This window comes from Prauserella muralis, from assembly GCF_003202285.1.
GTDB lineage: Bacteria > Actinomycetota > Actinomycetes > Mycobacteriales > Pseudonocardiaceae > Prauserella_B > Prauserella_B muralis.
This window is the reverse complement of the sequence record NZ_MASW01000005.1, coordinates 655,221-674,452: the sequence shown is the minus strand read 5'-3', so window position 1 is coordinate 674,452 and position 19,232 is coordinate 655,221. Positions and strand designations below refer to the sequence as shown.

The window sequence follows — 19,232 nt, the reverse complement described above, 5'->3', positions numbered from 1 at the left end:
CTGACCGATATCGGTCACGCGATCCGAGCCCGCCGGCGGTGGCCGGAGACTCGGCGACGTCAGCGGGACACCGCGGCCGAGGCCTGCCGCTTCTCCTGCCGGACCCGTTCCACGAGGGTGATCAGCACCTGCTTCGCCGACGTGCGGTCGCGGGCGTCGCACAGCACCACCGGCGTGCCGGGGTCAAGGTCGAGCGCCGCGGAAACCTGGTCGATGCGGTACCGGCGGGAACCGTCGAAGCAGTTGACCGCGACGACGAACGGCATCTCCCTGCGCTCGAAGTAGTCCACCGCCGGGAAGCAGTCCTCCAGCCTGCGGGTGTCGGCGATGACGACCGCGCCGAGCGCGCCCTGGGCGATGTCGTCCCAGAAGAACCAGAACCGGTCCTGCCCCGGCGTGCCGAACAGGTACAGCGCCATACGATCGTCGAACGTGATGCGGCCGAAGTCGATGGCGACCGTCGTGGTGGTCTTGCGCTCCACCCCGTCGGGGTTGTCCACGCCCCGCCCGGCCTCGGTGAGGTACTCCTCCGTGCGCAGCGGCTGGATCTCGCTGACCGCCCCCACCATCGTCGTCTTGCCTGCCCCGAAGCCTCCGGCGATGAGGATCTTCAGCGCGACGAAGCTCTGCATGCCTGCCTGCCGGAGATCAGAGCGCACGGAGTCCATCAAGTACTTCCCTCAGTATCTGGTCGTCGGGCAGCCTGCCCGGCAACGTCGGGTGGGTGACCCGGATGTGCCCGTCCTCGGCGAGGTCGGCGAGCAGCACCCGTAAGACATTCAGCGGCAGGTTCACCCTGGACGCGATCTCGGCGACCGAGAACACCGTGGTGCGGCACAGGTCGAGGATCGCCGCCTGCTCGGGGCTCAGCGTGAGGTCGTGTTCGGGCAGCGTGCTGGCCCCGATGAGCGCGATGACGTCGAGGAACTCGCCGTTCGGCCGGGCCCGGCCCCTGGTCAGCGCGTAGAGCCGGACCATGGGGCCCGAGTCGTCGCCGAACCACCGCTCGCTGCTCACGGCACCGTCCGTTCCGGGAGGACGGCGTTGCCGTTCATGCGCGGCGCGGTGTACATGTGCTCGCCGACCTGCCCGACCAGCCGCGCCATCTCGTAGGCGACGAGACCGATGTCCGTGCCCGCCTCGGCGAACACCGCGAGGCAGGTGCCGCCGCCCGCGGCGATGACGAACAGGAAGCCGCCCTCCAGTTCGACCATCGTCTGTCGCACGGTGCCCGCGTCGAACTGCCTGCCCGCGCCCTTGGCGAGGCTGTTGAGCGCCGACGCGACGGCGGCGACGTGCTCGCTCTCCTCGCGGGTCATGCCCGACGAGGTCGCCAGTGCCAGCCCGTCGGTCGACAGCAGCACGGCGTGCCGGACGCGGGGTGCCTTGCTCACCAGCTCGTCCAGGAGCCAGTACAGCTCGCGGGTGTTCTCGGGGGCCTCCGTCATCTGTCCTCTCCTCGTTCTCGCGTCGGCCGCCGGGCCAGGTGCGGTCTAGTCGTGGCGCCCACGGGTGAAGCCCTGCTGTAGTGCGGACATCGTGGCGCGGGCCTGTTCGGGGGAGGCCTGCGGAGCCGCTCCCGGGGTGGGAGCGTCGTCACCCGGCTCGCCGCGCAGCCCCGGTGCGAGACTCGCCTGCCGGGTGCGCCGGGGCAGGCCGCCGGTGATGTCGTCGTGCGGGTCCGCGACCGGGGGCGGGGGTGGCGGTGGTGGTGCCGAGGGCCGCTCCGGCCGGGGTGCGGGCGCCTGCTGCCGGATCGGCTCGGCGGAGCGGGGCGGAGCCTGCTCGGGCAGCACCAGCGTTCCGGTCATCGCCTCGGGGCGGCGCGTCACCTGGGCGCGTGCCGTGGTGGTGGCCGGGACCGCCGGGTACAGCTCGCCCGAGGACTCGATCGCCTCGTCGTGGGTCAGGATCGACGAGGGGAGCAGCAGCACGGCCGTGGTGCCGCCGTAGGCGGAGCGGCGCAGGGTCACCGTGATGTTCTGCCGGTGGGCCAGCCTGCTGATCACGAAGAAGCCGAGCTGGTCGCTGGCGAACAGATCCAGCTGGTGCGCCTCGGCGATCCGCCGGTTGGCCTCGGCCATCGTCTCGGGCCGCATGCCGAGCCCGCGGTCCTCGATCTCCACGACGAAGCCCGCGCCGACCGGCTCGCCGTGCACCAGCACGGTCGTGTTGGGCGGGGAGAACGACGTCGCGTTCTCCACCAGCTCGGCGATCATGTGGGTCAGGTCCGCCACCGCCGAGCCCCGCACGGCCACGTCCGGCATCCGCCGCACCTCGACCCGCTGGAACTCCTCGACCTCGGCCACGGCCGACCGGACGGCCGTCATCAGCGGAACGGGCTTGTTCCATGTCCGGCCCGGTGCCGCGCCGGACATGATGATCAGGCCTTCCGCGTGCCTGCGCATGCGGGCCGCCAGATGGTCGAGCCGGAACAGATCCTCCAGTTCGGACGGATCCTCGGTGCGTCGCTCCATGGTGTCCAGCAGGCTGAGCTGGCGGTGCACGAGTGACTGGCTTCGCCGGGCCAGGGTGACGAAGACGCCGGACACGCCGGTGAGCAGTTCGGCGCGCTCGGCAGCGGCCTTGATGGCGGCGCGCTGCACGGCATTGAGGGCGTCGCCGACCTGGCCGACCTCCCCCTCGCCGGGCGGCACCACGGGCACGTCGGCGTCGACGTCGATCTTCTCGCCCGCCCGCAGCCGCCGCATCGCCTGGGGGAGCCTGCGGTTGGCCAGTTCGAGTGCCGAGTTCCGCAGTCCCACGAGCTCGACGACGAGCCCGCGTCCGATCCGGACCGAGATCACCAGGGCCAGCAGCACGGCGAGCAGTCCGAGCACGACGGTCACGCCGCCCTGGGTCAGCGCGGACCGGCTGGCCGCGGCCGTTTCGGCGGCGGCTGTCGCCGCCTGCGCGGTGCCGATCGCGGCGACGTCGCGCGTCACCGGGTCGATCGCCGAGCCCCACCGCCCGCCCGCGACGGCATCGGGCGCCGCCCTGCCGGACGGGTCGGCGACCACGCCTGCCTGCAGACCGGCCAGCGAGCGGTAGGGGTCGCCCTCCAGCAGGCGCTGGTAGGCGGCGCGCTGCGGTTCCGCCAGGTCGGGCAGCAGGTTGGCCGTGAGGGTTCGCTGGCCGCCGACCGCGGTCGCGAAGGCCTGTTGCTGCTCGGCGCTCATCCGGCCCGCGGCCTCGGCGGCGGTGGCGATCGCGTCCTGCTGCGCGAGCTGCTCACCGATCTGGCCCAGCAGCACCGCCGGCAGCGCCGACCCGCCACCCTGGGCGTCGGCCAGTGCGCGCTGGACCGCGAACGCGTCCTGGATGGTGCCGGTGTAGGCGTCGTAGGTGGCGCGCCAGTCCGCCCGCTGGTTGAGCACGGCGGTCCGTTCCTCGCGCAGCCGTTGCACCGACTGGGTCAGCGTGTCGACGCGCGTGCCGACGTCGGCGGCGAGGCTGGCGATGTCGGCGCTGGCCACCGCGGTCGCGTCCGCAAGCGACCGCAGCGCCGTGTCGGAACGTACCTGGCGTTGTTCCAGCTCGGCGCGGTCGCCGCCGTCCGACCGCGCAAGGTGGCGGGCGGCGATCGCCCGCTCCTGCTGCAACGCCGTGACCACCCCGGCGACGGGCGTGGCGAGCCCGTCACCGAGCTCGGCGGCCTGACGCGTTGTCCACGCGTTCTGCACGGCCGACACGGTCGCGAGCGCCCACAGCACCATCAGCGACACGACCGGCACCATCAGCAGCGCGACGATCTTCGCGCGGACGGAGCGGGGTCGCAGCCTGCGGACCAGGGCCCGGGGTTGCGAGTAGGCGGCGTGCATGCCGTGACGCACGGACATGAGGTCTCCACATCGGACGTGAGTTCGAAACGGTGGACGCCTGCGCTCGCGACGGCGCGGCGCGGAGCGGGGCGGTGACGGTCAGCTGTGGACCGGCGCGGTCCTGGGGGGTTCGGCCTGCTGTCCTTCGGGCGGGACCGTCTTCGTCAGGCCAGGCCCCGGCGACAGTGCCACGAACGCCGACGTGAGGAACAGGTAGGAGCCCAGTACCACCGCGAGCGGGAACACGAACTGCATCGGCGTCGCGCCGGGCACGACCACGTGGCCGGGGTGCACCTCGACCGAGACCGCCGCCATGCCGGTGTAGTGCATGGCGCTCACCGCGAGGCCCATGACCAGCGACGCGCCGACGGCCGAGGCCGGCCCGCGGATGGTCAGCGTCGCCCAGAGGGCGGCGGTCGCAGCGGCGACGGCGATCGCGACCGACAGGGTGACGATCACGGGAGAGTAGCTGACCTCGCCGGACAGGCGCATCGCGGCCATGCCGATGTAGTGCATCGCGGCCACGCCGACGCCGGAGACGAGCCCGCCGACGAGCACGGACAGCACCCGGGACTTGCTGTAGCCGACAGCGAACACGCCGATGCCGACGACGATGATCGCGACCGCGAGGCTCAGCACGGTCAGCGGCACGTCATAGCGCACGTCGGTGCCGGTGACCCGGAACCCGAGCATGGCGATGAAGTGCATCGTCCAGATGCCGGTGCCGATGGCCATGGCGCCGTTGACCAGCCAGTTGCGCCGGGAACGGCCCGTCGCGGACAGCGCACGCACCATGCAGCGCAGCCCGAGCGCGCTGCCGACGCACGCCATCACGTAGGACAGTACAGGCGTGATCCAACCAAAACCCAACTCCGTCAGAGAGCCGACTTGCTCCATCTTCGTCCCATCGAGTAGCACGACAGGCTCCCCCGAAGACCTGATGGACGGCGACCATACGCAATTCTTCTGGAAACTACAACAATACCGCGAAGTAGGTTCGCGTTCGCTGAAGGTGACGTGGGGTTTGCGCAAAGTCGCGCGGGGGCCAGATTGTGGGCGATTGGTTCAGTCCTATGTAGAGAGCGCGCCGCCGGAATTCATCCACTCTGTCCGTGTTCGGAAATGCCCGTTGGGACCAGAAAAAAACGCGCCACGAATTGGCTTGGAAATCGGGAGGGCATATCCCGGGCGCGGTGATGCGGGCGCATTCGACCGCGGAACTGTTTTCGTTGGCGCCTGTGTGCTGACCTGCGCCAAGCGGGCCGGGCGCCCGCGTCAGGACGGCCGGTGCTCCGCGACGACGAGCGAACTCTCCTCCAGACTCCCGAAATACAGCGTGCCCGCCTGCTCGCGGACGCCGGTCAGCATCCGAAACCCCGGCAGCTCGCCCTCGTAGTGGTGCGCCACGTGGCCCTCGGCGTCGACGCCGAGCACGCCGGCGAGCGGCTTCGGGCTGGGCTGCAGCGACGACGGCAGCCGCGCGGCCAGACCGCGCACCGGCCGGGGCAGCCGCTGGATCGCCGCCAGCGCGGCGACCCTCGGGCTGGGCAGTGCGACCCAGATCAGCCCGTCGCTGCCGGTCGAGATGTTGTCGGGGTAGCCCGGCAACTCGCCCGCCAGCACCTCGACGCTGCCCGCCCGCTCTCCGGTGAGCCAGAGCCTGCTCACCCGGCAGCCGCCGGTCTCGGCCACCGCCACGAACGAGCCGTCGGCGGCGAGCGCGACCCCGTTGGCGAAGTCGAGCCCGGTGAGCAGCTGGTCCACCGTGCCGTCCGGGTTGCGGCGCAGCAGGCGCCCACTCCTGGTGTGCTCGATGATGTCGACCCGCCACCTCGGGATCACGTAGTAGCGCGAGGAGTCGCTGAAGTACACGGTGCCGTCGTCCGCGACGGCGGCGTTGTTGCACGCCAGCAGCGGGGCGCCGGGCACGCCGCGCAGCAAGGTCCGGACGGTGCCGTCGGCGATGCGGACCGTCAGCAGGCCCGCGTCGGAGGCGCACACCAGGAGTTCGTCCTCGCCGAGGAACTCCAGGCCGAGCGGGCGCCCCGGCACCTCGGCGACGGTCTCGACGGGGCCGCCGCCGGGGTCGACCCGCAGGATCCTGCCGTCGGCCACCCCGGTGTAGAGGCGGCCCTCGGTGTCGACGAGCACGTCCTCGGTGCCGTGCGCGCCCACGGGCAACAGCCGCGGGTTGCGGAATCGCATCGTCGCTCCTCAGCGGTAGGTGAGCAGGTGCCTGCCCTCGCCCTCGAAGTGCCCGTGCTCGTTGAACGCCACGAGCGTCAGGCCGGAGCGTCCGGCGACGAGCTTGGTGATGCCCGCGTTGCAGGTCACGCGATGCAGGGGAGTGAACCGGCCTGCCTGGTCGCCGATCAGCAGCGCGGCGATGGCCCCGATCACGCCGCCCGAGGTGAAGACCAGCGCGTTCTCGCCCCTGCCCAGTGCGGTGACGGTGTCCTCGAGTGCCGTGCCGATCCGGCCGGCGAACGCGGGCCAGCTCTCGCCGCAGTCGCTGCCCTCGGCGGCCGCGACCCACGCGAGCAGTGCCTCGTCGAGTGCGGCCTGGAAGCGTCTCGGGTCGCCGCGGTCGGGGTTGCCGCTGCCATGCCCGCGCAGCACGTCGAGGAAGTCGTACTCGTTCCAGCGCGCGTCCTGCACCGGCTCGAAGCCCGCGGCCAGCGCCGTGTCTCGCTGACGGGTCATCGTCCCGCAGTACACGCCGGTGAACTCCAGTCCCCGCCTGCGCAGTTCCTTGCCGACCGCGGCGGACTGCTCGGCGCCGACCTCGGAGAGCCTGTCGTAGTCGTCGGCGCCGAAGGACGCCTGGCCGTGCCGGACGAGGTAGACGGCGCCCATCAGACGGCTGCTCCGTCGAGGTGCCGCGTGCGGACCGGACCGGCGATCTCCATGCCGAGAGGCTACAAGGCGCCGCAGGACGGCGGACGGCCCACGACCGGCGCCCACGGCATGTATAACGGCCTATACAGTCGGGCCTCAGTAGTCCCAGGGCCACCTCAGCGCTCCGCCACGTCCGCCACCGTGGCCCGGCTGCGGACGGCGCCACGGCAGGGCGACTTCGACCGGTGGGGACTTTGTGCTCTGCTGTGGTCGACGCAGCGCGACGACCATGGACGGCAAGTCAGCGATGCCTGCCCCGACGCCGTCGCTGGCCCAGGTCTGCGGGGTTGCGCCACGAGCCCCGCGGAGCGCTTCGCCGGGCGGCCGTGGCCGGTGTGACGATGTGTGGACACGCACGCCGGTCACATCGGCCCGCTGCCGCGGGTCATGTCGCTGACCCGAGGCAACGGAGGAACGTGACCGATGGACGAGACCGACTTCCTGGCGACCCGGTTCGAGCAGCACAGGGGGCACCTGCGCGCGGTGGCGTACCGGATGCTCGGCTCGCTGGCCGAGGCCGACGACGCGGTGCAGGAGGCCTGGCTGCGGCTGAGCCGCACCGACAGCAGCGAGATCGAGAACCTCGGCGGGTGGTTGACGACCGTGGTGGGCCGCGTGTGCCTGAACATGCTGCGTTCCCGCCAGCAGCGGCGCGAGGAGCCGCTGGACCCGTACGTGCCGGACCCGGTCGTCGAGCGCCCGGACGACGTCGACCCCGAGCACGAGGCCGTGCTGGCCGACTCGGTCGGCCTCGCGCTGCTGGTGGTGCTCGAAACGCTCAGCCCCGCCGAGCGGCTCGCGTTCGTGCTGCACGACCTGTTCGCCATGCCGTTCGACGAGATCGCGCCGATCATCGGCCGGACCGAGGTGGCCACGCGCAAGCTGGCCAGCCGTGCGCGGCGTCGCGTACAGGGTACGGCACCGGAGCCGGAAGGCGATCTCGCTCGCCGGCGCGAGATCGTGGACGCCTTCCTCGCGGCGGCCCGCGGGGGTGACCTGGACGCCCTCGTCGCCGTGCTGGATCCGGACGTGGTGGTGCGCACCGACGGCGGCAGGCTCCGTCCGAGCGTCGTGCTGCGCGGCCCGCAGGAGGTGGCGCGGGGCGCGACGGCGTTCGCGCGGATCGCCGAGCACACGGTGCCCGCGTTGGTCAACGGCGAACCGGGTGCGGTCGCGATGGCCGACGGCAAGCCCATCTCGGTGGCGGCCTTCACGGTGGTCGGCGACCGGATCGTCGCTCTCGACGTGCTCGCCGACCCCGAGCGGATCGCCCGGCTCGACCTCAGCGCGCTCCGTTGATCGGCGAGCACGCAGGAGGAGGAGCGGGAGGGGAGTGGTACGCCGGGTTGCGTTCGGCCTGCCCGCAACCGGTTTGGTGATTCTCGGGCCGTCCTGCCCGCGTGCGCCGCGGGAGCGCCGCGGCTCCTGGCGGTAACGGTTGGGTCACCGCTGTAACGCCGGTCCACCGTGGACGGATATGTTGCGCGAGCGCGCCCGGGGCCGGTTCCGATCCGGTGGTCCCAGCCGTGGACGCGGCTTCGTCTCGTCGTGTGGCTTCACCTGGGTTGTGCGGGCGCCGCAGTGCGCCCGCCTTTTCGTGCGATGGGGGACTTTCGTGCGCAGAGTCACAAGCATCGCCTCGGCGACGGCGCTCGCGCTGGTCGGCGGGCTGGTCGCCATCGGGCCGAGTGCCGCCGTGGCGCAGCCGCCCGAGCCGGTGGATCCGTCGGCCGCCGCGGAACGCGAGCTGCGGTCGGAGTCGGCGGGGGCGGTGACGATCCGTCGTGACGGGCGCGGCGTCGTGCACCTCGTCGGCGCGCGCAACGGCACGCCCGTGGAGCGTCCCGCGGGTATCCAGGCGCGGTTCTCGCCGGAACGCAAGGCGGCCGCGCACCTGCGCCGCTACGCACCGCTGTGGGCATTGGACCGCGAGGGCGTCGGCCTGCAGGTCGTGCGCAGCCAGCGGCTGGCAGGCGACGCGTCGATGGTGCGGTTCCGGCAGACCGTCGACGGCGTGCCCGTGTACGGCGGCGAGCTGGCGGTGGCCGTGGACGCCGAGGGCGGGCTGCGGTCGGTCAGCGGCGAGACCACCCCGCTCGCGCCGTCGCCGGCCAACCTGACGGTGACCGCGGAGCAGGCCCGGCGCACCGCCGTGGCGGTCGCGGCCCGCTCCCATCACGTCGGCACCCCGGCGCTGCGCGCGGGGCAGGCCGGGGCGTACGTCTACGACCCCGCGCTGCTCGGCCCGGCGGCGAGCGCAGGGGCGAGCCACGTCTGGCTGGTCGAGGTGACCGGCCCGGCCTACATCCGCCACCGGGTGCTGGTCGACCGCGTGGACGGCTCGGTGGCGCTGCACCACAACCAGGTCGCGGCCGCCGACCGCGTGGTCTGCGACCGGGCCAACGTGCGCGACACCACCACCGGGGGCGAGCCGACCCTCGCGTCGTGCGCCACACCGGGCGCGGCCCGGATCGAGGGCGGCGCGGCGAGCGGGGTGGCCGACGTCAACGCCGCCTACGACCACGCCGGTGACACGGCGGACTTCTTCGCGGGCGAGCTGGGGGTGGACCTGACCGCCCTGATCGGCGCGGGCGGTTCCGACGGCACCAAGCTGCGCTCCACGGTCCGGTACTGCCTGCCGTCGGCGTTCGATCCGAGCTGCCCGATGGTCAACGCGTTCTGGAACGGCGACGGCGTCTACTACGGCGCGGGCTTCCCCTCGGCCGACGACATCGTGGCGCACGAACTCGCGCACGGGGTGACCGAGAAGACCTCCGACCTGGCGTACTGGTACCAGTCCGGGGCGATCAACGAGTCGATGTCGGACGTGTTCGGCGAGCTCGTCGACCTGACCAACGGCCGCGACGCGGGCGCGGCGGCGCCGTGGGCGCTCGGTGAGGACGGGCCCGGAGGTGCCGTCCGGAACATGGCCGATCCGACCCTGTACGGCGATCCGGACCGGATGACGAGCGGTCACTACGACGCTCCCGTGTGGACGGACGGCGACTTCGACAGCGGCGGTGTGCACGGCAACAGCGGAGTCGGCAACAAGGCGGCCTACCTGATCGCCGAGCCGGGCACGCGCACGTTCAACGGCCAGACGGTGACCGGACTCGGCTACGCCAAGGCCGCCGAGATCTACTACCGGGCGCTGACCATGCTGACCTCGGGCGCCGACTACCGCGACCTGCACGGTGTCCTGCCGCAGGCGTGCACCAACCTGATCGGCACCGACGGCATCGTGGCCGCGGACTGCACCGAGGTCGGCGAGGCGGTGACGGCCACCGAGATGGACAAGCAGCCGCTCAGTGCCAACGCGAAGGCCCCTGAGGCGAGCGCCGGCTGCACCGACTCCGCCAAGCGCAACCTCTTCCTCGACACGTTCGAGCGCAGCACGCTCGGCTCCGGTTGGGCGGTCGCGGGTGGCTGGCGGCACGTCACCGGCTACGCCAAGGGTGGCACGAAGAGCCTGTACGGACTGGAGCCGGACCGGCAGAGCGGCGGGCCGGTGAACACCTAAGCGCGGGTGACGAAGTCGCTCAAGATCCCGTCCGGGGTCAAGACCTACCTGCGTTTCGACCACCAGTTCCTGCTCGCGTACTGGCCCGGCGACGCCGGCTTCCCCAGGGAGCACTGGGCGGGCGGCCGCGTCGAGTACACCACCAACGGCGGCAAGAACTGGGCCAGCGCGATGACCCTGCCGTGGGACAGCGCGGGCGTGACGCCCGTGACGATCACCCCGTACAACCCGGACGGTTCGACCGGCGCCACGTACCGTGGCTTCGGCGGCGACACCCACGGCTACGCCGCGAGCAGGGTGGACCTCAGCTCGCTCGCAGGCAAGACGGTACAGCTGCGCTGGCGGATCACCGCCGACCCCGCGGTCTTCGCCGACGGCTGGACACTGGACAACGTCAACGTCTACGCCTGCGGCGGCGCCACGCCGAGCGAGCCCGGCTCGATCGGCGCGACCGGCGACCTCGGCAGGGCCACCGTGCGGTGGAGCCCGCCGCTGTGGCCGGGGGCGAGCGGGCTGCGCAATTACCGCATCACGCTGACGTGGTACGCGGGATCGCGCATCATCGACAACATCAGCCCGGGCGCGACCAGCAGGGTCGTCACCGGGCTGGCGTTCGGCACCAGTTACACGTTCCGGGTGACGCCCTACAGCGCGGCGGGCGCGGGACCGTCGGTGTCGAAACGGCTCGCGGGCTCCAGGGTGTCGGAGACGCTGTCACCGACGACCATGCGCCGGGGCGGCACGGTCAAGGTCAGCGGGCGGGCGTATCGCTCCGACAACAACGTCGGCTACGCCGGCTGGACCGTGCGCCTGCAGAGCCGCCGCCACGGCACGACCGCGTGGGGCACGGTCGCCACGAAGCGCACCAGCGGCGGCGGCTGGTACGCCTTCTACCGCAAGCCGACGGCCACCTGGCAGTACCGGGTGATCTACCCTTCCGGCACCGTGAGCTACCTCGGTTCCATCTCGCCGGTGCGCACCGTGACGGTGCGGTAGCCAACGCGAGGGCAGCAGCCTCGCCTCCGCGCCGGTCCGCCTCAGCGGGCCAGCTCGGGGGCGACCCTGCGCGTGAACAGCTCGATGCCGGAGCGGTCGTAGGCGGCCTCGGCGAAGTACAGGATCGCGTACGTCATGCCGAGCTCGCGCATCCCGGCGAGCCGTTCGGCGACCTGCTCCGGCGTGCCCACGAGGTATCCGGCGGCGAACTGGTCCAGCTGCGAGGCCAGCACGTCGGCAGGCACGTGCGGCTCGTAGTGGGCCCGGATCCAGTCGAGTTTCGCCTGCACGTCGCGCTCGGTCTCGCCGAGGACGATGTTGTAGTTGGCGGAGCGCACGATGGCGTCGAAGTCCGTGCCGAGATCCTCGCAGTGTGCCGCCAGGACCTCCGACTTGTGCCGGAACGCCTCCGGGGTGCCGAGGAAGTTGGTGTAGTCGGCGTGCCGTGCGGCGATGCGCAGGGTCTTTTTCTCCCCGCCACCCGCGATCCACAGTGGAATGCCCTCGTCCTGCAGGGGAAGCGGGCGGCAGAGCGCGCCGTCGACCTGGTAGTGCGCGCCCTGGAAGGTCGCCTCGCCGTCGGTCCAGAGTGCTCGCAGGATGCGGACACCCTCGTCCAGCATCCCGAGCCGCCGGCCGGGGGACGGAAAGCCGTAGCCGTAGGCCCGCCACTCGTGCTCGTACCAGCCCGCGCCGATGCCCAGCTCGACGCGGCCGCCGGAGATGACGTCCACTGTGGCCGCGACCTTCGCCAGGTGGGCCGGGTTGCGATACCCCATGCAGGTGCACATCTGGCCCAGTCGCACGCGCTGGGTCGCCGCCGCGTATGCCGCCATCAGCGACCACGCCTCGTGCGTGGCCTCCGTGGTGGGTACGGGGACGGTGTGGAAGTGGTCGTACACCCAGATCGACTCGAACGGCCCTGCCTCGGCCGCGCGCGCGATGTCCAGCATCGTGGCCCACTGGTCGGCGGGTGCGATGCCGGCGAGGTCCAGCCGCCAGCCCTGCGGTACGAACATTCCGAAACGCATGCGGCGACCCTAGAGCGCGCCGCGGGGGCCATCGAGGGGAGGGCCGCGGCGCGGTGTGGCCCCTGCCGTCACCGCCGTCGCGGGGCCGAAGGGCACCCTCGGTGCGCATGGCGTACCCACGGTGCCCTTCGGCTCGGCGCCGGGCGGGGGGTCACCGGACCGTGAGCCGGATGACGGGGTACTCCCGCTTGCTCTTGCGCTGGTACTTCTCGTAGCGCGGCTGGGCCGTGGTGACGCGTTGCCATGCCTGCTCGCGTTCGCCGCCGTCGAGCCGGTGCGGCCTCACCGGCACGGTGCCACGGCCGGGGAGCTCGATCGCGACGTCGCCGGGGTGTGCCATCAGGTTGGCGTACCAGTCGGGGTGGGCGTTCCCGCCCCCGGACGCGACGACCAGCCAGGTGTCCTCCCCGTCGGGGAACCACGTCACCGGCGTCTCCCTGGGTTGTCCGCTGCGGCGCCCCTTCGTGTGCAGGATGAGCAGGTCCATACCCATGACCCGGCCGCCTTTGCGCCGGATCCGGGTGTTCGTGCGGGCGTTCATGCGCCGCTGGAACCAGCGGGACAGCGTTCCTGGCCCGCTCCCGTGACCGCCTGCCTGTGCGTTCTGTGTCATGTGCGACCTCCTGTGACGGTGGCCGTCACGCTAACGGCGGGCCGGTCGCCGATGCTTCTCGATTCCTGACCGGTCGGCGGCAGGGGCTACGTCTCCTCGACCCACTCCAGCAGGTCACCGGGCTGGCAGCCGAGTACGCGGCACATGGCCTCGAGGGTGCTGAACCGCACCGCCTTCGCCCTGCCGTTCTTGAGTACGGCCACGTTGGCCGGGGTGAGACCGACCCGCTCGGCGAACTCGCCGACGCTCATCTTGCGCTTGGCCAGCTCGACGTCGATGCGCACCACGATCGGCATCAGATGACCGCTTCCATGTCGGTGCGCAGCTTCGTGGCCTGCCGCAGCAACGCACGCATCACCACCATCAGCAGTGCCAGCACGGTGACGCCGGTCAGCAGCAGGAGCAGCAACAGCGGCAGCCCGGGGTCGTCGGCGTTGAACCCGACGTAGAGAAACACGCCGAGCAGCACCGTCCACGCGGCGACGATCGCCCACACGATCGCGTCGACCCAGCGCAGGGACGCGTCCGTGAAGATGCGGTCCTTCTTCACCAGGGTCAGCAGCTTCCAGGTGCAGACGATCACCACCTGGACACACAGCACCCAGAACACCGTCACTGCCGTCGCGGGCCATCGCAGGTAGGCCATTTCCGGCGACTCCCTCGCCAGGTGCGCGAACTGCCCTGGCAGCGACATCGTCTGGAACACGACGAGGATGCCGAACAGCAGCACGAGGAACACACGGAGAGGGGCTACCGCCCGATGCTCTGCAACCATGCATCGAGTTTCGCGTGGAATCTATCGAAAGTCAATAGATCGGGATCGGGGGGCGGTTGCCCAGGACGGCCGGACCGGCGTTGGCCGGCCCGGCCACCAGGGCAGCGAGCTCACGCCGACGGCGTCACGCCGAAGACGTCCAGCAGGGTGTACACGCCGAGCAGGGCGATGGCGACGCTGCTGACCACCAGCACGGTGGTGAACGCCGTGCCGCCGCGCAGCCGCGGGTCGGTCTCGGTGCGGCGCAGGTGCCAGACCGCGACCACGATCGCGAGCAGGAACACGCCCGTCATCACGCCACCGATCTGCACCATGATCACCGGCGACTGGATCACCAGGTACGCCAGGCCCCACACGATCGGCAGCGCCACGGTGAACACCCGGATCCAGCGGAGCCGGGCGACGGGGTCCTGCCAGTCGAGCACCCCCATGGTGGCGAGCACGTTGGTGTACATGCGCGCCCAGCTGGGGATCGACGCCCACATCGTCGAGCCGAGCACGACGATCGCGCCGATGAGGAACATCGTGCTCGCCCACTCGCCGAGCGTGCCGGTGTAGATGGTGGACAGGGTGGTGATCATGTCGTTGCCCTCGGGCACCAGCCCCTGCGGGTTCAGCACGGCGGCGCCCATGATGTAGAAGGCGAGCGTGCTGAAGGTGTAGATCACCCACGACAGCACGGCGTCCTTGTACATCACCCTGATCCAGCCGTTGGCGCGCCGCAGCCACGCCTCACTGCCGTCGTTCGGGCCGACCCAGCGGGCGTAGCCCTTCTCGACACACCAGTAGGTGTAGAACGTCACCTCGTCGGCGCCCACCCCGGTGATGCCGAACATGGCGAGGGCGGCACCGAGCGCGCCGGCGGGAATGAGGAACGTCAGGCCCCCCGCGAGGTCGCCCGCGCTGTAGGCGTGCGGGGTGAACGGCAATCCGAGAGCGATCACCACGGTCGCGAAGGAGAACGCGACCACGAGCACCACGGCGACGCGTTCGATGAGCCGGTACCGGTTCTTGTACAGCATGACGATGCTGACGATCGCGAGGAACGTCGTCCAGATGGCCAGCGACCGGAATCCCAGCGGGTCGCTGTCCAGCGGGATGAGGATGCTGCAGGCCACGGCGACGCCACCGATGATCCCGCCGAGTTGCAGCAGCTTGGTGAGCGCGAGCACCAGCCACAGCACGTTGATCCAGCCCAGCCTGCCGAGCTTCGGCGGCACCTTGTTGTATCCGGTGAGCGCGGGCTGGCCGGTGGTGATCGTCCAGCGGGCCAGCTCCACCTGCACGGCCACCTTCACGAGCGTGCTGAAGACGACCAGCCACAGCAGTGCGAAGCCGGCCTCGGCGCCGAGGGTCGTGGTGGCGATCAGCTCGCCGGAGCCCACGATCGAGGCGCTGGTGATCAGGCCCGGGCCAAGGTAACGCAGGCTCGCCCGCCAGCCCGAGGGTGGTTCCTTGATTCCGTCCGGTGTCAGTACGTAGGGGTCGGCCACGGGCACAGCGCTGTGTGTGGTCACGTCGAATCCCTTTCCTTGCGCCAGTCCTGGACACGGGAGAAGGGGCAGGTCCGCACAGTGCCCCTTCTCGGCGACGGGTGCGACACCTCCTGCCGTGGGAGTTACCGGGGGACGGGGGCTGCGCGTTCTAGCGCGATTCGGGGTGGACGGTGTGCAGCCGCTGGATCCGGGACGTGTCGAGGTGGTCGAGCATCGCCTGCTCGGCGCCGGACGGGTCGCCGTCGATGACGGCGTCGGCGATCCGCTGGTGCTCGGCCAGCGCCTCGGAGCCGATGTCGTGCGCGAAGTACAGCCGGAAGATGTGCAGGTGGCAGTGGGTCCGCTCGAACGCGAGGCGCACCTGTTCGCTGCCGGACAACCGCGTGAGCAGCGCGTGGAACCGCGTGTCGTGTGCGGCGAACCCCTGATAGGCGCGGAACCCGTCGCCGGAGGGCACCACCGCGGAGGCCAGTTCCTCGCGCAGCGCGCTCGCGCCCGCGTCGTCGATGTTCTCGGCGGCGCGCCGCGCGGCCCACGGCTCGATGAGCCTGCGGAACTGGTACAGGTCGTCGAGCTGTTCGCGGGTGAGCAACGGGGTCGCACGGTAGCCCCGGAGTGGCTCCTTGCTCACCAGGCCGTCCGACTCCAGCCGCGCCAGTGCCTCGCGCACCGGCGTGGGGGAGACCTCGAACTCGCGAGCGAGCCCGTCGATCGACACCCGGGCCTCGGGCCGGATCACGTGATCCATGAGCATGGCCTTGATCGCCACGTACACCTCGTCGGCGAGCACGTGGCGGCGGGGTTTGGCCCGCTCCGGTGCGGTCAGGTCACTCATGCGCATCCGCCCTCGGATCATGGTGAGCGTTCCGTGGATCCTATAGGATCGACGGACATGACGGAAGGGAAGCAGCCGGTGCGCTTCGGCTTCGGCGAGGTGGCGGTCCTGCCCGAACCCGGTGACAACGCCGCCATCGCGTCGCGGTCGCTGGCCGAGGGCAGCAGCATCGAGCTCGGTGAGCGCACGTTGACGCTGCGGCACGCGGTGCCGGAGGGCCACCGCTTCGTCGTGCGCGCGGTCGAGCAGGGCGCGCCGCTGCTGTCGTGGTCGACGCCGTTCGCCCGCGCGCTGCGTGACCTGCGTCCCGGCGACTACGTGTGCACGGCCCGCAGCCTCGACGTCCTGCGGTCCCGGGGCGTGAGCGGCCTGCCATCGGAGCCGTCGGCAGAGGACGTGCCGCTGGAGCCCTACCGCCTGGAGGAGTCGGCGCTGCGGCTCGGCGAGCAGATCGACCCCGTGGCCGTTCCCGCCACCTTCCGGGGCTTCGCCAGGGAGCACGGCCCTGCGGGCACCCGCAACCACGTCGTCGTGGTGGGGACGACGTCGCGCAGCGGCGCGTTCGTCACCGAGCTGGCGCGCCGGTTCTCCGGCGCAGCCGGAGCGGGGCTCGACGGCGTGGTGCCCGTCGCGCACACCGAGGGCGGCGAGGACCACGCGCCCAACAACCTCGCCTTCCTGCTGTCGGCGCTGGCGGGTTTCCTGGTCCATCCCAACGTCGGCGCCGTGCTCGTCGTGGACGAACCCGGCTCACCCGTCACCGGTGAGCACCTGCGCGAGTACCTGCGCGCCCACGGCTACCCGCCGCTGCCGCCGATGCACGCCTTCTTCACCCGCCGCGGCTCGTTCGCCGACGACCTCGCCGCCGCGGCCGGTGTCGTGGCCGGCTGGCTCGAGCCCATGGCCGCGCAGGCCCGCACCGAGCGCCCGGTCGCCGACCTCCGGATCGCCCTCCAGTGTGGAGGGTCGGACGCCTTCTCCGGCATCACCGCGAACCCACTGGCCGGTGCGGTCGCGCGGGAGGTGATCCGGCACGGGGGAGCGGCGGTGCTGGCCGAGACCGACGAGCTGATCGGCGCCGAGGGCTACGTGCTGGAGAACGTCCGCACCGCCGACGTGGCCCGTCGCTTCCTCGCGGCGATCGCGTCGTTCACCGAACGCGTCGGCCGCCACGGTCACACCGCCGAGGGCAACCCGTCGGGCGGCAACCTGTATCGCGGTCTCTACAACATCGTGCTCAAGTCCGTCGGTGCCGCGCGGAAACGGGATCGCGGCCTGCGGCTCGACGACGTCATCGGCTACGGCGAACCGCTTGCCGGTCCCGGCTTCACGTTCATGGACAGCCCGGGCAACGACCTGGAGTCCGTCGCCGGGGAGGTGGCCGCGGGCTGCAACCTCATCTTCTTCACCACCGGCAACGGCTCCATCACCAACTTCCCGTTCGTGCCGACGCTGAAGTTCGTCACCACGACGCCGCGCTACAGACTGCTCCGGCACGAGATGGACGTGGACGCGGGCCGCTTTCTCACCGGCACCCCGATGGCCGAACTCACCGCCGAGGTGTTTGCGCAGACGGTGCGCGCCGCGTCAGGGGAGCCGACGGCGGGGGAGCGCGCCGGGCACAGCCAGGTGTCGATCTGGCGCGACTGGAAGCAGACCCGGCCGCGCACACCGGTGGCGGTGAGCCTGGCCGCACCGGCCGTCTCGGACGACGAACGGGACGCACCGTTGCCGGGGATCCCGATACCGGTGTCCACTCCGGACGATGGCACGCGGCCGGTGCGGCTGCTTGCCGCCGACGGCCGTGCCGTGCCCGAGCACGTCGCCCTGGTGCTGCCGACCAGCCTGTGCTCGGGGCAGGTCGCGCTGCGGATCGCCGAGCGGGCCGGACAGCAGGACTGGCTCGGCGACACGGTGTCCCGGGTGGTCGCGCTGCCGCACACCGAGGGCTGCGGTGCCAGTTCCGGTGCCTCGGAGGAGACCTACGCGCGGATCATGCTCGGCTGCCTGACCCATCCGCACGTGCGGTTCGCGCTGCTGCTGGAACACGGCTGCGAGAAGACCCACAACGACTACTTCCGGTCCCGGCTCGTCGAGGCGGGCGCCGACCCCGCGCGGTTCGGCTGGGCCGGCATCCAGCGCGACGGTGGCATCGCCGCGGTGACCGAGCGAGTGCGGGCGTGGTTCGCCGACGCGGCCGCCGGGCTGACGGCACCGGTGCCGGTCACCGGCGACCTGGGCAGCCTCGCCGTCGGGCTGGAGGCGCGCGGGGCACTGACGGCGGCGACGGCGCGGGCGCTGGCCGAGACCGGGCACCGGATCGTCGCCGCCGGTGGCACCGTGTTGCTGTCCTCGCGTGGCGGTCTGCTCGCCGACGAGACGTTCCGCCGGGCCGCGTTCGGCGCGGCGCAGCCCGTGCGCCCGACACTGGCTCACGGCCAGCGACCCTCCGCACCCGGCTGGCACGTGATGCGCGCGCCGAGCACCGACTGGCTGGAGACGGCCACAGGGCTCGGCGCCTGCGGTGCGCAGCTCGTGCTCGCGCACGTGGCCGGTGGAGCGCTCACCTCGCCGAGGCTCGTGCCGCTGGTGCAGGTGAGCGCCGAGGCGGACACGCTGAACCGGCATGGCGGCGACCTGGACGCCGCGCTCGGCGGCGACGCGGGCACGCAGGCGCGGCAGGTGCTCGATGCCCTGGTCGCCGTGGCCTCCGGGGAACGTCACTCCCGGGCCCTGGCGGCGGGCAACGTCGGCTTCCAGGTGACGAGAGGGCTACTCGGCACCTCGATGTGAGGCGCCGGAGCGGCCCACCCGGCGAAACCGCCTGCGCAGCTGCAGGATGCGGGCCGCGCCCAGCAGCGCCACCAGCAGCGCACCGGCGACGGCGCCGAGCAGCAGCGCGACACCCAGCGGCAGCGAGCCGGACAGCCCCAGGAACGTGACGGTCACGGCGTCCTGGTTCTGCAGGATGAAGATCAGCAGCAGGACCAGCACGATCGCGCCGACGATCGCGGCCGCCCACGCCGCGCTGATCCGCGTGCGGTCGGCCGCGGCGGGACGCTCGGCCGTGGTGGGCGGGGCCGGTGCCGGTTCGCCGTCGGTACCGTTCGGCGAGGACGCGGGCAGGGTGCCCGGCGTCTCGGGGTCGCTCTCCCGGGTACGTGGCCGTTTGCCGCCGTTCGACCCAGCTGTGCTACTCATGCCCCCATCATCGCGCGGTGGCGGCGACATCGCTTGGTGAGCGAGC

The 19,232-nt window shown here is 71.8% G+C and carries 18 protein-coding genes; 4 read left to right on the top strand and 14 right to left on the bottom strand.

Going from position 1 to position 19,232, the window contains the following annotated elements; translation table 11 throughout:
• Window positions 1-59: 59 nt before the first annotated feature.
• The 7 genes from BAY60_RS23995 to BAY60_RS23965 all read right to left on the bottom strand — a co-directional run bounded on the left by BAY60_RS23995 (window position 60) and on the right by BAY60_RS23965 (window position 6,677).
• Window positions 60-668 carry a GTP-binding protein gene (locus BAY60_RS23995; RefSeq protein ID WP_112283278.1) on the bottom strand — a complete coding sequence of 203 codons (609 nt, stop codon included), beginning with the start codon at window positions 666-668 and terminating at the stop codon, window positions 60-62.
• The gene (locus BAY60_RS23990) at window positions 649-1,017 is read right to left on the bottom strand and encodes a DUF742 domain-containing protein (protein ID WP_245992776.1); all 369 of its coding nucleotides are present in this window, start codon (window positions 1,015-1,017) and stop codon (window positions 649-651) included. The genes BAY60_RS23995 and BAY60_RS23990 overlap by 20 nt, the downstream gene beginning before the upstream one ends.
• The gene (locus BAY60_RS23985) at window positions 1,014-1,448 is read right to left on the bottom strand and encodes a roadblock/LC7 domain-containing protein (protein ID WP_112283277.1); all 435 of its coding nucleotides are present in this window, start codon (window positions 1,446-1,448) and stop codon (window positions 1,014-1,016) included. Before BAY60_RS23985 ends, BAY60_RS23990 begins: the two co-directional genes overlap by 4 nt.
• Before the next feature lie 45 nt (window positions 1,449-1,493).
• On the bottom strand, window positions 1,494-3,839 hold the full coding sequence (locus BAY60_RS23980) for a sensor histidine kinase (protein WP_112283276.1): 2,346 nt from the start codon (window positions 3,837-3,839) through the stop codon (window positions 1,494-1,496).
• An 81-nt stretch (window positions 3,840-3,920) separates the two neighbouring features.
• A complete protein-coding gene (locus BAY60_RS23975) occupies window positions 3,921-4,652 on the bottom strand; it encodes an MHYT domain-containing protein (protein ID WP_245992775.1) in 732 nt (243 codons plus the stop codon).
• Window positions 4,653-5,096: 444 nt separating this feature from the next.
• Window positions 5,097-6,026: an SMP-30/gluconolactonase/LRE family protein gene (locus BAY60_RS23970; protein WP_112283274.1), complete on the bottom strand. Its 930-nt coding sequence runs from the start codon at window positions 6,024-6,026 to the stop codon at window positions 5,097-5,099.
• 9 nt (window positions 6,027-6,035) lie between these two features.
• Complete coding sequence (locus BAY60_RS23965) at window positions 6,036-6,677, bottom strand: histidine phosphatase family protein (protein WP_112283273.1); 642 nt, start codon at window positions 6,675-6,677, stop codon at window positions 6,036-6,038.
• Between the two features lie 465 nt (window positions 6,678-7,142).
• Here BAY60_RS23965 and sigJ point away from each other — a divergent pair, with 465 nt between their 5' ends.
• From sigJ to BAY60_RS23950, 3 genes are all read left to right on the top strand, one after another.
• A complete protein-coding gene (gene sigJ, locus BAY60_RS23960; RefSeq protein WP_112283272.1) occupies window positions 7,143-8,018 on the top strand; it encodes an RNA polymerase sigma factor SigJ in 876 nt (291 codons plus the stop codon).
• Between the two features lie 316 nt (window positions 8,019-8,334).
• Window positions 8,335-10,239, top strand: coding sequence for a M4 family metallopeptidase (locus BAY60_RS23955; protein WP_170160525.1), 1,905 nt, complete (start codon window positions 8,335-8,337; stop codon window positions 10,237-10,239).
• A 6-nt stretch (window positions 10,240-10,245) separates the two neighbouring features.
• The gene (locus BAY60_RS23950; protein WP_112283270.1) at window positions 10,246-11,235 is read left to right on the top strand and encodes a fibronectin type III domain-containing protein; all 990 of its coding nucleotides are present in this window, start codon (window positions 10,246-10,248) and stop codon (window positions 11,233-11,235) included.
• A gap of 41 nt (window positions 11,236-11,276) precedes the next feature.
• Here the strand turns inward: BAY60_RS23950 and BAY60_RS23945 are convergent, their stop codons facing one another.
• The 6 genes from BAY60_RS23945 to BAY60_RS23920 form a co-directional block, all read right to left on the bottom strand.
• Window positions 11,277-12,266 (bottom strand): LLM class F420-dependent oxidoreductase, encoded by a 990-nt coding sequence (locus tag BAY60_RS23945; protein ID WP_112283269.1) that lies wholly within the window; start codon window positions 12,264-12,266, stop codon window positions 11,277-11,279.
• A gap of 151 nt (window positions 12,267-12,417) precedes the next feature.
• On the bottom strand, window positions 12,418-12,879 hold the full coding sequence (locus BAY60_RS23940; protein ID WP_112283268.1) for a nitroreductase family deazaflavin-dependent oxidoreductase: 462 nt from the start codon (window positions 12,877-12,879) through the stop codon (window positions 12,418-12,420).
• Between the two features lie 86 nt (window positions 12,880-12,965).
• The gene (locus BAY60_RS23935; protein ID WP_112283267.1) at window positions 12,966-13,175 is read right to left on the bottom strand and encodes a helix-turn-helix domain-containing protein; all 210 of its coding nucleotides are present in this window, start codon (window positions 13,173-13,175) and stop codon (window positions 12,966-12,968) included.
• On the bottom strand, window positions 13,175-13,654 hold the full coding sequence (locus tag BAY60_RS23930) for a DUF2975 domain-containing protein (RefSeq protein WP_112283266.1): 480 nt from the start codon (window positions 13,652-13,654) through the stop codon (window positions 13,175-13,177). The genes BAY60_RS23935 and BAY60_RS23930 overlap by 1 nt, the downstream gene beginning before the upstream one ends.
• A gap of 110 nt (window positions 13,655-13,764) precedes the next feature.
• Complete coding sequence (locus tag BAY60_RS23925) at window positions 13,765-15,171, bottom strand: Nramp family divalent metal transporter (protein ID WP_112283265.1); 1,407 nt, start codon at window positions 15,169-15,171, stop codon at window positions 13,765-13,767.
• Window positions 15,172-15,298: 127 nt separating this feature from the next.
• Complete coding sequence (locus BAY60_RS23920) at window positions 15,299-15,985, bottom strand: GntR family transcriptional regulator (protein WP_112283581.1); 687 nt, start codon at window positions 15,983-15,985, stop codon at window positions 15,299-15,301.
• A gap of 57 nt (window positions 15,986-16,042) precedes the next feature.
• Here BAY60_RS23920 and BAY60_RS23915 point away from each other — a divergent pair, with 57 nt between their 5' ends.
• On the top strand, window positions 16,043-18,778 hold the full coding sequence (locus BAY60_RS23915; RefSeq protein WP_112283264.1) for a UxaA family hydrolase: 2,736 nt from the start codon (window positions 16,043-16,045) through the stop codon (window positions 18,776-18,778).
• On the opposite strand, the gene BAY60_RS23910 is transcribed toward BAY60_RS23915, so the two are convergent.
• Window positions 18,758-19,186, bottom strand: coding sequence for a lipopolysaccharide assembly protein LapA domain-containing protein (locus BAY60_RS23910; RefSeq protein ID WP_112283263.1), 429 nt, complete (start codon window positions 19,184-19,186; stop codon window positions 18,758-18,760). The genes BAY60_RS23915 and BAY60_RS23910 overlap by 21 nt on opposite strands.
• Between the last annotated feature and the right edge of the window lie 46 nt (window positions 19,187-19,232).